Raw genomic sequence first — 13,714 nt, forward strand, 5'->3', positions numbered from 1 at the left:
ATGCAGAGCCGGCTTCCCATCCTCATCTTCGCGCTTCTCATGGCGGCGATCCCGCATCTCCCGGGCATGCCGCCGTTCTGGATCGTGCTGCTCGACAATATCGGCCTTGCCGCCCTCGTCGCGATGGGCCTCGTGCTGCTCACGGGCGTCGGCGGCCTGACCTCGTTTGGCCAGGCGGCTTTCGTCGGCTTCGGCGCCTACACCACCGCGGTGCTGTCGACGGCCTATGGCCTATCTCCGTGGCTGACCTTGCCACTATCGCTGCTGGTCAGCGGATCGTTGGCGGTGCTGCTCGGGCTGGTGACCGTCCGTCTCTCCGGGCACTATCTGCCACTCGGCACGCTCGCCTGGGGATTGGGCCTGTTCTATCTCTTCAGCAAGCTGGAATTCCTGGGAAGAAACGACGGCATCTCAGCGATCCCGCCGCTGTCGATCGGCTCGTTCAAGATGCTCTCGCCCGGCTCGATCTATTACGCGATCTGGGTTGCCGTCATCCTCTCGGCTCTGCTCACGATGAACCTGCTGGATTCCCGCACCGGCCGCGCCATCCGCGCGCTGCGGCGCGGACACGTCGCAGCCGAAGCGTTCGGCGTGCACACGCCGCGCGCAAAGCTCCTGGTGTTCATCCACGCCGCGGTGCTCGCCGGCCTCTCCGGCTGGCTCTACGCGCATCTTCAGCGCGCGGTGAACCCGACGCCGTTCGGTGCGCAGGCCGGCATCGAATATCTCTTCATCGCGGTGGTCGGCGGCGCCGGCTATGTCTGGGGCGGCGTGCTGGGCGCGGCGATCGTCGTGGTCCTGAAGGAGGTGCTGCAAAGCTATTTGCCGCTGATCCTGCCCGGCTCCGGACAGGTCGAGACCATCGTGTTCGGCATCATGCTGGTGGCGCTGCTCCAGCTTGCGCCCGGCGGCGTCTGGCCCTGGCTGATGTCGTTCCTGCCCGAGCCTACCCGCGGCAAAAAGCCGGACACCTCGCTGAAACTGGAGCAGCGCACCCGCGCGGCCGGCCAGTCCGGCGTCCTGCTCCAGGTCGAGAAGGCGCGAAAGCAGTTCGGCGGCGTGATCGCGGTCAACAACGTCTCCTTCGACGTGCAGGCGAAAGAGATCGTCGCGCTGATCGGACCGAACGGCGCGGGCAAGAGCACGACGTTCAACCTGATCACCGGCGTGCTGTCGGCGACATCAGGCTCGATCTCGGTGCTCGGCAAGAAGGTCGACAGGGCGCCACCGCAGGAGATCGTCAAGCTCGGCATCTCCCGCACCTTCCAGCATGTGAAGCTCGTCCCTGATATGACCGTGCTGGAGAATGTCGCGATCGGCGCGCATCTGCGCGGCCATTCCGGCCCGATCTCCTCGATGCTGCGGCTCGACCGCGCCGATGAAGCGAGGCTGCTCGCGGAGGCCGCCCGCCAGATCGAGCGCGTGGGCCTCGCCGAGCAGATGCACCAGCTCGCAGGCTCGCTCTCGCTCGGCCAGCAGCGCATCGTCGAGATCGCGCGGGCGCTGTGCGTCGATCCGATGCTGCTGCTGCTCGACGAGCCGGCTGCCGGCCTGCGCCACATGGAGAAGCAGCGCCTTGCCGCGCTGCTGCGCGAATTGCGCGACGGCGGCATGAGCGTGCTCCTGGTCGAGCACGACATGGGCTTCGTGATGAACCTCGCCGACCGCATCGTGGTGCTCGATTTCGGCACCAAGATCGCGGAAGGAACGCCCGCCACGATCAAGACCAATCCCGAAGTGATCAAGGCCTATCTCGGAGTGGCGGCATGAGCGCGCTGTTGTCCGTCGCCGACGCACATGTCGCCTATGGCAAGGTCGAGGCCGTGCGCTCGGTCTCGCTTGAGGTCGGCGCCAACCAGATCGTCACCATCGTCGGGGCCAATGGCGCCGGCAAGACCACGCTGCTCTCCGCCATCATGGGCATTCTGCCGCTGAAAGGCCGTGTCGCCTTCGCAGGGCAGGATCTATCACGGCTCGACATCGAGGACCGCGTCGCGATGGGGCTCGGCCTCGTCCCCGAGCACCGCGAATTGTTCGTAACCATGAATGTCGAGGACAATCTCGAGCTGGGGGCCTTCCGCATCGAGCGCAGCAAGGCGAAGACCTCGATGGAGCGCGTCTACACGCTGTTTCCGCGGCTGAAGGAGCGGCGCAAGCAGCTCGCCGGCACCCTCTCCGGCGGCGAGCAGCAGATGCTCGCGATGGGCCGCGCGCTGATGGGCGAGCCCAAGCTCTTGATGCTGGACGAGCCGAGCCTCGGCCTCGCCCCGATCATCGTCGCCGACATCTTCCGCATCGTCACTGAGCTGCGCGCCAGCGGCGTTTCCGTGCTGCTGGTCGAACAGAACGCGCAGGCCGCGCTGAAGATCGCGGACCAGGCCTATGTGATGGAGCTCGGCGAGTTTGTGCTCAGCGGCAAGGCGAGCGATGTCGCGGCGAACGAGCGCGTCGCGGCCAGCTATCTCGGTTTCCAGCACGAAGGCACGAGTGTAATCTGATTTCTTTGCTGGCTCCGCTTCTCTTCTCCCCTTGCGGGAGAAGGCGGCTTAGGCGGTCTTCGGCCGCCGTTCTTAAGAACGCCGATGCTTCGCATCGGCTATGGCGCTGGATGAGAGGTTCTCTCCGCCAATTGCGACGTGGGACCATCGCAGGCGGAGAGAAACCCCTCATCCGTCTCGCGGCTACACCGCGAGCCACCCTCTCCCGCAGGGGGAGAGGATGTACCTTGCGAGCCGCGCTAGCTTTCGCTTGAAGGCAGACTCGCTTTTCCCTTCAACGCCGCGACCTCCGCTTCCAGCTCCGCGATCCGCTGGTCCCTCGCCGCCAGCGCTGCCGCGACATCCGGCGCATCGAACTTCTGCGGAATGTGCTGCGGGCAGTTGGTGTCCCACGCTGCGATCTTGAACAGGATCACCTGCTCTGGGCGCGCGCGGTACCCCTTGGGCATCAGCGACGTCGTCAGCGCCTCATCGTCCTCGACGACGCGCGCCTCGCCCCAGATCTTGACGCGGCGGCGATGGGCGTAGTCCATCACGAAGATATAGGCCTTGGGATTCTCGGACAGGTTTCCCTGCGTGATGTATTGCCGGTTGCCGGCGTAGTCCGTGAAAGCCAGCGTCTGCTTGTCCAGCACCTTCAAAAACCCCTTCGGGCCGCCGCGGTGTTGGATGTAGGGCTGGCCATCGGCCGAGGCGGTCGCGAAATAAAAGCTGTTGGCGTCAGCCAGGAACGCCGCGAGGTTCTCATTGACCTCGGTGCGCCAGCCGCGCTGCTCTGCATGGGCATAGCCTTCGCGCGCTGCAGCGCACCACCCGGCAGGTGAGATTGACCGATGTCGGCACGCGCTATCTGGAGCGCGCGCGGCGCATCCTCGCCGATGTCGAGGAGGCCGACGGCTCCGCGCGCGAGGAGCGCAACCGGCCGAGCGGCCGTCTGGTGGTGTCGGCGCCCCTCGGCTTCGGGCGGCTGCATGTCTCGCCGGTCATGACCGATTATCTCAAGCGCTATCCGGAGGTCACGGCCGAGCTCAGGCTCTCGGACAACCTCGTCAATCTCGTCGAGGACGCGGTCGATGCCGCGGTGCGGATCGGCCATCTCGCCGATTCTTCGCTGGTCGCACGCCAGGTCGGCGAGATGCGGCGGATCACGGTGGCGACGCCGGGCTACCTGAAGCGCCACGGCGAGCCGAAGACGCCACAGGAATTGCTCGCGCACCAGACCATCGCGTTCGGCCCCTACGCCAATTGGCACTTCGTGCAGGACGGCCGCGATATCGAGTGGACGCCGACGCCACGTTTTACCAGCAACAGCGCCGACGCCGCCCTGCAATATGCAGAAGCCGGCGGGGGCATCACGCGGGTGCTGGCCTATCAGGCCGCGGAGGGGTTGAAGCGCGGGCGGCTGAAAATCGTGCTGGCGAAATACGAGCAGCCGGCGCTGCCGATCCATATCGTCTATCCGACCTCGCGTTTGCTGTCGGCCAAGGTGCGCGCCTTCATCGATTTGGTGGTGGAGACGGCGGAGTGGAAGTTTGGGTGAGGTCTCCCTCTCCGTCATGGCCGGGCTTGTCCCGGCCATCCACGTTCTTTGACGCGGAAAGTCAGAACGTGGATGCCCGGGACAAGCCCGGGCATGACGACGGAAAGGCCGGGGGCTCATCCCTTCTTCGGCACCACGCGGAACGTCCCGCTCGCGCGTGCGATCACGACGTCGTCCGCCTTCACCAGACATTGCGCGAAACAGATCGTCTTGCCGGTCCGGATCACGTCGCTCTCGATCGCGAGCCACTGACCGATCTCGGCGGAGCCGACGAAATCGACCGTGAGCGAGATCGTGACGAACGAGGTGGTCCAGTTCGTCATCTGCGCGCAGCTATAGCCCATGGCGTTGTCCGCGAGTGCGGCGATGAGGCCGCCATGGATCAGGCCGCGGCCGTTGGTGTGCGGCTTGGCAAGATGCAGGCCGATGATCACGGCCTTGTCGGTTTTCTTCGCGTAGAGCGGATCCCACGGCTCGGTGAGCGGACTCTTGCGGGAAAGCGGCTCGAAGCCGTCGGGGATGTCGGTGTCGGTCATAGCGTGTCTCGCGTTGCTGGCTGGCGCCATTGAACGCGATGGACGTGACGGACGCATCACCTACAAAGTTTTAAACGGAATTTGCGCGGGCGTTTGAAATGGGCACTCCCGTCATTGCGAGGAGCGAAGCGACGAAGCGATCCAGACTTTCTCCGCGGAAACAGTCTGGATTGCTTCGCTTCGCTCGCAATGACGATGTGGAGAGAGAACGCGATGCCGTAGGGTGGGCAAAGGCGCATCGCGCCGTGCCCACCGTCTCGTAGCAAACGCAAAAGCTGGTGGGCACGCTGCGCTTTGCCCACCCTACGGCACCCTCCTAAAACGGCAGCCCCACATAGTTCTCCGACAGCGACGTCATCGCGGCCTGCGACTGCGTGACGTAGTCGAGCTCGGCGAGCTGGATGCGCCCGCCGATGGTGCCGGTGTCGGGGAATTTGTGCAGCATCGAGGTCATCCACCAGGAGAAGCGCACCGCTTTCCAGACCCGCGCCAGCGCCGTGGTGGAATAGGCGTCGATGCCGGCGTTGGATTTCTCGTCGTAGAATTCGCGGAGTGCATTCGACAGATAATGCGCATCGCTGGCAGCCAAGTTCAGGCCCTTCGCGCCGGTCGGCGGCACGATGTGGGCGGCGTCACCGCACAGGAACATCGTGCCGAACCGCATCGGCTCGGCGACGAAGCTGCGCAGCGGCGCAATGCTCTTCTCGATCGACGGGCCCGTGACCAGACTGTCGGCCGCCTCCTGGTCCAGTCGGCGCTTCAATTCGTCCCAGAAGCGGTCGTCCGGCCATTGGTCGACATGGTCGTCGAGCGCGCACTGCACGTAGTAACGGCTGCGCTTGGTCGAGCGCATGGTGCACAACGCAAAGCCGCGGGCATGGTTGGAATAGATCAGCTCGTGGCTGACAGGGGGCGTCTCCGAGAGGATGCCGAGCCAGCCGAACGGGTAGATCCGCTCGAACTCCTCGATCGCCGTGGCCGGGACGCTGGCGCGGCTGACGCCGTGAAAGCCATCGCAGCCGGCGATGAAGTCGCAATCGATCGTGTGGGTGACCCCGTCCTTGACATAGGTGACGCGCGGCCGACCGCCGTCGAAATCATGCGGCTGCACGTCCTTGGCCTCGTAGACCGAGGTGAGACCCGCGGCCTTGCGCGCATTCATCAGGTCGAGCGTGACCTCGGTCTGGCCATAGATCATGACCGTCTTGCCGGTCGCGGCCTTCATGTCGATGCGGTGACGGCGGCCGGAAAAGGCGAGCTCGATGCCTTCATGCACCAGGCCTTCGGCATGCGCCCGCGCGCTGGCGCCGATCTGGTCGAGCAGCGCGACGGTTCCCTCCTCCAGGAGGCCGGCGCGGATGCGGCCCAGCACGTAGTCCGGGCTCTGCCGCTCCAGAATCACATTGTCGATGCCGTATTGGTGCAGCAGTTGCCCAAGCAACAATCCGGCCGGCCCGGCCCCGATGATTGCGACTTTTGTCCGCAATACTTGCTCCTCCCGATCCTGTAGGTTTTCGCCGCGGCTCGCTTGTCGCAGTCGTCCGCGCAAGATAATTATATCATATAATCGTTGGGCAAAAGGGGAGTGCGGCCGAGCAGCGACAAATCCATGCAACATGGCTGACGTAGATGACGCGGCGGCACGCCGCGCCAGTTCCGGCTTGAACGCGCCGGCAAATTAGATAACATGTTAATTAATGAGACCGGGCCATCGAAGCCCGCCGTCGAAACAGGGAGAGACGACCGATGAGGAAAGCCTGTCTGGCGTTGCTGCTGGCAGCAAGCGTGAGCCCCGCGTTCGCGCAGGACAAGACCTTCGACCTGAAGGTTTCGCACTGGGTGCCGGCCTCGCATCCGCTGCAGAAGTCCCTGGAAGACTGGGTGGCCGCGGTGAATAAGGATTCCGGCGGCACCATCACGGGCAAGGTGTTTCCCGCCCAGCAACTCGGCAAGGCTTTCGACCATTACGACATGGCGCGCGACGGCATCGCCGACGTCACCTACGTCAATCCCGGCTATCAGCCCGGCCGCTTCCCGATCGTCGGCGCCGGCGAATTGCCGTTCCTGATCTCGGACGCCAAGGGCGGCTCGATGGGCCTGGACGCCTGGTACCGCAAATATGCCGAGAAGGAGATGAAGGACGTCAAATACTGCCTCGCCTTCGTCCACTCGCCTTCGTCGTTCCATTCCAAGACGAAGAAGATCGTGATGCCGGAGGACGTGAAGGGCCTGAAGATCCGTCCCGCGCACGCCACCATGGCGAATTTCGTCACCTCGCTCGGCGGCACCAATGTGCAGTCCTCCGCGCCCGAAGTGCGCGACATCATCGAGCGCGGCGTCGCCGACGGCGTCACCTTCCCCTGGGGCTCGCTGGTGCTATTCGGCATCGACAAGGTGACCAAGTACGACATGGAGGCGCCGCTCTACACTACGACCTTCGTGTTCGTGATCAACAAGGACAAGTACTACGCGATGTCCGACAAGCAGAAGGCCGCGATCGACAAGAACTGCTCGACCGAGATGGCTGGCGTGGTCGGCGAGCACTGGGGCAAGTTCGAGGACGCCGGCGTCGACAAGGTGAAGGCGGAAGCCGGCCACGAGGTCTACAAGCTGACGCCGGAGCAGACCGCCGCCTGGAAGAAGGCCGCCGATCCCGACGCGGCGCTTAGCGAGCTCAAGGCGTCGCTGAAGAAGTACAACGCGCTGGCGGAGTAGCGCCAAGCTGCGGCCGCGGCCAGCTCTCTTGTTCCCCCTCTCCCCGTTCTTACGGGGAGAGGGTTGGGGTGAGGGGCTGCTTCCGCAGAGACGGTGACAGCTCGATTCGCGGAGAGTCCCCCTCACCCGAATTCGAGCGACGCTCGAATTCGACCTCTCCCCGCAAGCGGGGCGAGGTGAAGTGCGCGGCGAGACCGAGATCAAACAATGACAGCACACGACGTGACACCTCCCATGAAGCGCTCCTGGATGGACCGCATCATCGACACGATCGAATGGATCGCGGCCGGCTTCGTCGGCATCGTCGCGCTCGACATCTTCCTGTCGGTGTTGCTGCGCAACACGCTGAACTACTCGATCCCCGACTCGTTCGATATCGGCCGCATGCTGCTCGGCATCCTCATTTTCTGGGGCATCGCGGCGACGTCCTATCGCGGCACCCACATCACGGTCGACCTCGTCTGGGGTAATGTCGGGCCACGCTATCAGCGCTGGATCGACGTGTTCGCGACCCTGGTGCTGCTGTTCGTCGTCACCGTGCAGACCTGGACGCTGTTCGACAAGGTGCGCGGCACCTACAACGACAACGTCCAGACCTTCGACATGCACATGCCGACCTGGCCGTTCTTCGCGGTCGCGTGGATCGGTGATGCCGCCGCCGTGCTGCTGATCGCGATCCGCACCTACCGCCTGATCTTCCATCCCGAAGATATGCACGATCCCAAATTGAAGGCGACGGAGTAATCATGAGCACCGATGCCGTCGCCTTAATCGGCTTCGTTTCCCTGTTCGTCCTGATGCTTCTGCGCGTGCCCGTCGGCATGGCCATGGGCCTCGTCGGCGTGACCGGCTTCGCCTATCTCGTCAACGGCACTGCGGCGCTGAAACTGGTCGGCCAGACCTCGATGCGTACGGTCACCGACTACACGTTCGGCGTCATCCCGATGTTCCTGCTGATGGGCTCCTTCGTCAGCAATTCCGGCATGAGCCGCGAGCTGTTCCGCGCCGCCAACGGTTTCGTCGGGCATCTGCGCGGCGGGCTCGGCATCGCCACCGTCGGCGCCTGCGGCGGCTTTGCCGCGATCTGCGGCTCCTCCGTCGCGACCGCCGCGACCTTCTCCGCCGTCGCCTACCCCGAGATGCGCCGCTTCGGCTATCCGCAGTCGTTCGCCACCGGCGTGATCGCCGCCGGCGGCACGCTCGGCGCGATGCTGCCGCCGTCCACCGTGCTCGCGGTCTACGGCATCATCACCGAGCAGGACATCGGAAAGCTCTTCATCGCCGGCATCATTCCGGGCCTCCTGGCGATGACCATGTACATGATCACGATCTTCCTGATCGGTCATTTCCGCCCGGACTTCCTGCCCAAGGGCAAGGTGCTGCCGTGGCGCGAGCGATTTGCGGGCCTGAAGGACATCTGGGCGCCGGTCTTGCTGTTCGTCTTCGTCATCGGCGGCCTCTACGGCCTGCCGTTCCTGCCGCGCTTCACGCCGACGGAGGCCGGCGGCGTCGGTGCCGCGGGCGCCTTCATCATCGGCGTGGTCACCGGACGGCTCGATCGCGAGAAGATCTTGGCCTCGCTGCTCCAGGCGACGCGCACCGCGGCCGCCGTGTTCACCGTGCTGATCGGCGCGCTGATCTTCGGCTATTTTCTCACGGTGACGCAGACGCCGCAGAAGGTCACCGAATTCCTCACCGGTCTCGGCCTCGGCCCCTACGGCGTGCTGGCGCTGATCATGGTGATGTATCTCGTGCTCGGCTGCCTGATGGACGCCATGGCGATGATCATCCTCACCGTGCCGATCATTTTTCCCGTCATCACGCATCTCGGGTTTGACCCGATCTGGTTCGGCGTCATCATCGTGATGACCGTCGAGCTCGGCCTGATCCATCCGCCGGTCGGGATGAACGTCTTTGTCATCAAGAGCGTGGTGAAGGACGTTTCCTTCTCCACGATCTTCAAGGGCGTGATCCCGTTCGTGGCGACGGACCTGGTGCGGCTGGTGATCCTGATCGCGTTCCCGCTGCTGGCGACCTGGCTGCCGACACGCATGATGGCGCACTAGTGAACGCCTACTGCGCGACGCGCTGTTGTCCCCTCTCCCCTTGTGGGAGAGGGTGGCTCGCCGCGGAGCGGCGAGACGGGTCAGGGTATCTCTCCGCCCGCACACTTGCGTTTGCGGAGACAACCCCTCATCCGGCGCTTCGCGCCACCTTCTCCCACAAGGGGAGAAGGAAGATCACTGCGCTTAGCGCAATAGATTGGAGAGAAGCGATGACCACACCGGCGCTCGAGACCGGCATCGGCGTTCGCCGCATCATTCCGATTATCGGCGGCGAGGTGACGGGCGCGATCACCGGCAAGGTGCTGCCGTTCGGCGCCGACTTCCAGACCATCCGTCCCAACGAGCTGATCGATCTCGAAGCCAAATACGCCTTCGAAACGGATGACGGCGCCATCGTCTATGTCGAGAACAAGGGCATGCGCTTCGGCCCGGTCGAGCTGCTGCAAAAGCTCAAGCGCGGTGAGCCGGTCGATCCGAAGCTGATCTATTTCCGCACGGTCCCGAAATTCGAGACGGGGCACGAAAAATATCGCTGGCTGATGAAGCACATCTTTGTCGGCTCAGCCGCTCGCCATGCGGATCGCGTGGTGATCGACGTGCATCAGGTGCTGTGAGAAAGCTGCCACCTCGTCATTGCGAGCGCAGCGAAGCAATCCAGGATCTTTCTGCGGAGAGACTCTGGATTGCTTCGCTGCGCTCGCAATGACGGAGGGTGCTGCAACAGCAGCGTGTCACAAGGCCGTAGAGACCCCTGACCGCCGGATGAGATCCAGGCAATTCAATCCCCGCCCGGGGTGATATCCTCCCCGCCCTCCTTGACTCCCCCAGAATTCGTTATACAACATAACTATTCTGACAAGGACGCAAATGACACAGGGAAACGCCGAGACCGCTGACGCGGGCGCCTCCGGGCTTTTGAGGATCGAGCGGGCGGACCGGGTTCTGACCGTGGGCCTGAACCGGCCGGCCAAGCGCAATGCGCTCAATGACGGCATTATCCTCGAAATCGGCGAGTGCTTTGCCTCCCTGCCCGAGGATATCGGCGCGGTCGTCATCCACGGCATCGGCGATCATTTCTCCTCCGGCCTCGACCTCTCCGAGCTTCAGGACCACGACGCGACCGGCGGCCTCCTGCATTCCCAGATGTGGCACCGGGTGTTCGACCGCATCCAGTACAGCCGCGTGCCCGTGATCGCTGCGCTCCGGGGCGCGGTGATCGGCGGCGGGCTGGAGCTGGCCTGCGCCGCCCATATCCGCGTCGCCGAGCCCTCGACCTATTTCGCCCTGCCGGAAGGGCAGCGCGGCATCTTCGTCGGCGGCGGCGGCTCGGTGCGGCTGCCGCGGCTGATCGGCGTTGCCAGGATGATGGACATGATGCTGACCGGCCGCGTCTATAGCGCGACCGAAGGCGCCTCCTACGGCTTTACGCAATATGTGACGGAGGCCGGCAACGGGCTCGGCAAGGCGCAGGAGCTTGCGACCAAGGTCGCCTCCAACGCGCCGCTGACGAACTTCGCCGTGCTCCAGGCGCTGCCGATGATCGCGGAGGCCAATCCGCAGGCCGGCCTGTTGATGGAATCGCTGATGGCAACAGTTGCGCAGAGCGACAAAGAGGCAAAACGCAGGATCCGCGAATTCCTCGAACACAAGACCGCAAAGGTGAAGCCGAAGTCATGAGCGGACAGCCGTCCTCTTCCAGCATGGAGCGCGGCGCGAGCACTTCCCCGCTGCGGCCCATTTCGTTCGGCGATCCCGTCGTCAACATCGAGCGGCGCGACGACGGCACGATTTACCTGCGGCCAAAGCAGCCGCTCGGCGACTATCCGGTCCGCCTCACCGACCGCCTGCATCATTGGGCGACGACGACGCCGGACCGCGTTTTCATGGCCGAGCGCGAAGGCGGCCGCGGCTGGCGCAAGATCACTTACGCAGAGCTGCTCGCCGCCAGCCGGCGCATTGCCTCCGGCCTGATTGCGCGCGGCCTGTCGGCGGAGCGGCCGGTCGTCATCCTCTCAGGCAATTCGATCGACCACGCGCTGCTCGCGTTCGGCGCGTTCTATGCCGGAATTCCGTTCTGCCCGGTGTCGCCGGCCTATTCGCTGGTGTCGAAGGATTACGGCAAGCTCTCTTACCTGATGAAGCTGCTGACGCCCGGCCTCGTCTTCGCCGAGGATGCCGGCAAGTTCGCGGACGCGCTCGCCGCCAATGTCTCGCTCGGCACCGAGATCGCCGCGTCCTGGGGCAGCGTGCCGGGCCGCGACGTCACCCTGCTCGCCGACCTCATGGCGACGCCGCTCCACGGCGATCTCGACGCGATACACGACAGGATCGGCCCCGACACGATCGCAAAGTTTTTGCTGACGTCGGGCTCGACCGGCAATCCCAAGGCCGTCATCAACACCCAGCGCATGATCTGCGCCAACCAGGTAATGCTGCGCGAGACGCTCGCCTTCCTCAAGGACGAGCCCCCGGTCATCATCGACTGGCTGCCCTGGAATCACACCTTTGGCGGCAACCACAATATCGGGCTGACGCTCTACAATGGCGGCTCGATGTATCTCGACGCCGGCAAGCCGGTGCCGGGCGGCATCGAGGAGACCGTGCGCAATCTCCAGGAGATTTCGCCGACGGTCTATTTCAACGTCCCCAAGGGCTATGAATCGCTGCTGCCGTATTTGCGCGACGACCAGGGCCTGCGCGCAAAGTTCTTCGACCGGCTGCACGCGATGTTCTTCTCGGGCGCCGCACTCTCGCCGTTCGTCTGGAACAGCCTCGACGAGCTCGCGGTGAAGGAGAAGGGCTACCGCGTGCCGATGCTGACGGGCCTTGGCGCCACCGAGACCGCGCCGTTCTTCATGTCGGTCAATCCGCGCACCAGCCGCTCCGGCCATGTCGGGCTGCCCGTGTCCGGCAATGACGCCAAGCTGGTGCCGAACAACGGCAAGATGGAAGTGCGCGCCAAGGGGCCGAACGTGATGCCCGGCTATTGGCGCCAGCCCGACATCACCGCGAAATCCTTCGACGAGGAAGGATTTTACAAGATGGGCGACGCGCTCAAGCCCGTCGATCCCGACGATCTCAATGCCGGCTTCGATTTCGACGGCCGTGTCAGCGAAGACTTCAAGCTCGGCAGCGGAACCTGGGTCAGCGTCGGCCCGCTGCGTGCGCGCTTCGTCGCGGCCTGCGCGCCGCTGGTGCGCGACGTCGTCATCGCCGGCATCAACCGCGACGAAATCTCCGCGCTGGTGCTGCTCGATCTCGACGGCTGCCGGTTGATCAACCCGACGCTGCCGGCCGACGATCTCACCGTCACCGCCCGCGACCGGCTGGTGCGCGAAGCCTTCCGCGAGCGCCTGACGCGCTTTCTGTCTTCGGCCACCGGTTCCTCGACGCGGATCACGCGCGCGATCCTGCTGGATACGCCGCTTTCGATCGACAAGGGTGACGTCACCGACAAGGGCTCGATCAACCAGCGCGCGGTGCTGGAACATCGCGACGCGCTGATCGAGGAGCTCTACGCTGCCAATCCATCGGACCGTGTGATATCGGTCGGCTAAGAAACCATCGCTACAGGAGAACGCCATGTTGTTGAAGGATCAGGCAGTCATCGTTACCGGCGGTGCATCGGGACTGGGCGCTGCGACCGCGCGAAAGCTGGCGGCGCAGGGCGCCAAGGTCGCGGTGTTCGACCTCAATGCCAAGCTTGCGGAGACCGTCGCCGCCGAGCTCAAGGGCGTCGCCGTGACCTGCGACGTCTCCGATGCCGCCTCGGCCGAGGCCGCGATCACGCAGGCGACCAAGGCGCATGGACCCGCGCGCGTGCTGGTGAACTGCGCCGGCATCGGCGTCGCCAAGCGCGTGGTCGGCCGCGACGGGCCGATGGCGCTCGCCGATTTCGACAAGGTGATCAAGGTCAACCTCATCGGCACCTTCAACATGCTGCGCCTCGCCGCAACCGAGATGTCCAAGCTCGAGCCGCAGGCGACCGGCGAGCGCGGCGTCATCATCAATACGGCGTCCGTTGCCGCCTATGACGGCCAGATCGGCCAGTCGGCCTATTCGGCCTCCAAGGGCGGCATCGTCGGCATGACGCTGCCGATCGCGCGCGAGCTCGCGCAGTTCGGCGTCCGCGTGCTGACCATCGCGCCCGGCCTGTTCCTGACGCCGCTGCTGGCCAACCTGCCGCAGGAAGCCCAGGACTCGCTCGCCGCCGCGATCCCGTTCCCGCGCCGGCTCGGCCACGCCGACGAGTTCGCCGCGCTCGCGCTGCACATGGTCGAGAACTCGTACCTGAACGGCGAAGTGGTGCGCCTCGACGGCTCGCTGCGCATGGCGCCAAAGTAGGGCGCAACGAAAGCA

General features: G+C 64.8%; 12 protein-coding genes and 1 pseudogene. 10 read left to right on the forward strand and 3 right to left on the reverse strand.

What is annotated here, in order from left to right; genetic code table 11:
* Together HAP41_RS41535 and HAP41_RS41540 are read left to right on the forward strand one after the other, a co-directional pair.
* Positions 1-1,770, forward strand: a complete 1,770-nt coding sequence (locus HAP41_RS41535; protein ID WP_166078279.1) for a branched-chain amino acid ABC transporter ATP-binding protein/permease — start codon at positions 1-3, stop codon at positions 1,768-1,770.
* The gene (locus HAP41_RS41540) at positions 1,767-2,498 is read left to right on the forward strand and encodes an ABC transporter ATP-binding protein (protein WP_166078278.1); all 732 of its coding nucleotides are present in this window, start codon (positions 1,767-1,769) and stop codon (positions 2,496-2,498) included. Before HAP41_RS41535 ends, HAP41_RS41540 begins: the two co-directional genes overlap by 4 nt.
* 239 nt (positions 2,499-2,737) lie before the next feature.
* On the opposite strand, the gene HAP41_RS41545 is transcribed toward HAP41_RS41540, so the two are convergent.
* Positions 2,738-3,325 carry a pyridoxamine 5'-phosphate oxidase family protein gene (locus HAP41_RS41545; RefSeq protein ID WP_414643394.1) on the reverse strand — a complete coding sequence of 196 codons (588 nt, stop codon included), beginning with the start codon at positions 3,323-3,325 and terminating at the stop codon, positions 2,738-2,740.
* On the opposite strand from HAP41_RS41545, the pseudogene HAP41_RS41550 reads away from it, so the two are divergent.
* A pseudogene (locus HAP41_RS41550) lies at positions 3,289-4,038 on the forward strand (LysR substrate-binding domain-containing protein); the annotation flags it as partial. The gene HAP41_RS41545 and the pseudogene HAP41_RS41550 overlap by 37 nt on opposite strands.
* 116 nt (positions 4,039-4,154) lie before the next feature.
* Here the strand turns inward: HAP41_RS41550 and HAP41_RS41555 are convergent.
* A complete protein-coding gene (locus HAP41_RS41555) occupies positions 4,155-4,574 on the reverse strand; it encodes a PaaI family thioesterase (protein WP_166078277.1) in 420 nt (139 codons plus the stop codon).
* A 316-nt stretch (positions 4,575-4,890) separates the two neighbouring features.
* On the reverse strand, positions 4,891-6,060 hold the full coding sequence (gene pobA, locus HAP41_RS41560) for a 4-hydroxybenzoate 3-monooxygenase (protein WP_166078276.1): 1,170 nt from the start codon (positions 6,058-6,060) through the stop codon (positions 4,891-4,893).
* 260 nt (positions 6,061-6,320) lie between these two features.
* Between pobA and HAP41_RS41565 the strand changes: the two genes are divergently transcribed.
* From HAP41_RS41565 to HAP41_RS41595, 7 genes are all read left to right on the forward strand, one after another.
* Entirely contained in the window at positions 6,321-7,289 is a 969-nt protein-coding gene (locus tag HAP41_RS41565; protein ID WP_166078275.1) for a TRAP transporter substrate-binding protein, read from the forward strand.
* 234 nt (positions 7,290-7,523) lie between these two features.
* Positions 7,524-8,033, forward strand: a complete 510-nt coding sequence (locus HAP41_RS41570) for a TRAP transporter small permease (RefSeq protein WP_014498282.1) — start codon at positions 7,524-7,526, stop codon at positions 8,031-8,033.
* 2 nt (positions 8,034-8,035) lie between these two features.
* Positions 8,036-9,355: a TRAP transporter large permease gene (locus tag HAP41_RS41575; RefSeq protein ID WP_071916741.1), complete on the forward strand. Its 1,320-nt coding sequence runs from the start codon at positions 8,036-8,038 to the stop codon at positions 9,353-9,355.
* 209 nt (positions 9,356-9,564) lie between these two features.
* A complete protein-coding gene (locus HAP41_RS41580; RefSeq protein ID WP_166078274.1) occupies positions 9,565-9,969 on the forward strand; it encodes a DUF3237 domain-containing protein in 405 nt (134 codons plus the stop codon).
* A 253-nt stretch (positions 9,970-10,222) separates the two neighbouring features.
* On the forward strand, positions 10,223-11,032 hold the full coding sequence (locus HAP41_RS41585; protein WP_166078273.1) for a crotonase/enoyl-CoA hydratase family protein: 810 nt from the start codon (positions 10,223-10,225) through the stop codon (positions 11,030-11,032).
* Positions 11,029-12,912, forward strand: a complete 1,884-nt coding sequence (locus HAP41_RS41590; RefSeq protein WP_166078272.1) for a feruloyl-CoA synthase — start codon at positions 11,029-11,031, stop codon at positions 12,910-12,912. The genes HAP41_RS41585 and HAP41_RS41590 overlap by 4 nt, the downstream gene beginning before the upstream one ends.
* A gap of 25 nt (positions 12,913-12,937) precedes the next feature.
* A complete protein-coding gene (locus HAP41_RS41595) occupies positions 12,938-13,699 on the forward strand; it encodes a 3-hydroxyacyl-CoA dehydrogenase (RefSeq protein WP_038933541.1) in 762 nt (253 codons plus the stop codon).
* The last annotated feature ends 15 nt before the right edge of the window (positions 13,700-13,714 follow it).

Origin of the sequence: Bradyrhizobium barranii subsp. apii, assembly GCF_011516635.5 — a bacterium.
In the GTDB taxonomy this organism is placed as follows: domain Bacteria; phylum Pseudomonadota; class Alphaproteobacteria; order Rhizobiales; family Xanthobacteraceae; genus Bradyrhizobium; species Bradyrhizobium barranii.

What these genes read in the sequence shown, in the direction of transcription:
- HAP41_RS41535 (WP_166078279.1), top strand. Translation starts at nt 1, where the DNA reads ATGCAGAGCCGGCTTCCCATCCTCATCTTCGCGCTTCTCATGGCGGCG.
- HAP41_RS41540 (WP_166078278.1), top strand. Translation starts at nt 1,767, where the DNA reads ATGAGCGCGCTGTTGTCCGTCGCCGACGCACATGTCGCCTATGGCAAG.
- HAP41_RS41555 (WP_166078277.1), bottom strand. Translation starts at nt 4,574, where the DNA reads ATGACCGACACCGACATCCCCGACGGCTTCGAGCCGCTTTCCCGCAAG.
- HAP41_RS41565 (WP_166078275.1), top strand. Translation starts at nt 6,321, where the DNA reads ATGAGGAAAGCCTGTCTGGCGTTGCTGCTGGCAGCAAGCGTGAGCCCC.
- HAP41_RS41570 (WP_014498282.1), top strand. Translation starts at nt 7,524, where the DNA reads ATGAAGCGCTCCTGGATGGACCGCATCATCGACACGATCGAATGGATC.
- HAP41_RS41575 (WP_071916741.1), top strand. Translation starts at nt 8,036, where the DNA reads ATGAGCACCGATGCCGTCGCCTTAATCGGCTTCGTTTCCCTGTTCGTC.
- HAP41_RS41580 (WP_166078274.1), top strand. Translation starts at nt 9,565, where the DNA reads ATGACCACACCGGCGCTCGAGACCGGCATCGGCGTTCGCCGCATCATT.
- HAP41_RS41585 (WP_166078273.1), top strand. Translation starts at nt 10,223, where the DNA reads ATGACACAGGGAAACGCCGAGACCGCTGACGCGGGCGCCTCCGGGCTT.
- HAP41_RS41590 (WP_166078272.1), top strand. Translation starts at nt 11,029, where the DNA reads ATGAGCGGACAGCCGTCCTCTTCCAGCATGGAGCGCGGCGCGAGCACT.
- HAP41_RS41595 (WP_038933541.1), top strand. Translation starts at nt 12,938, where the DNA reads ATGTTGTTGAAGGATCAGGCAGTCATCGTTACCGGCGGTGCATCGGGA.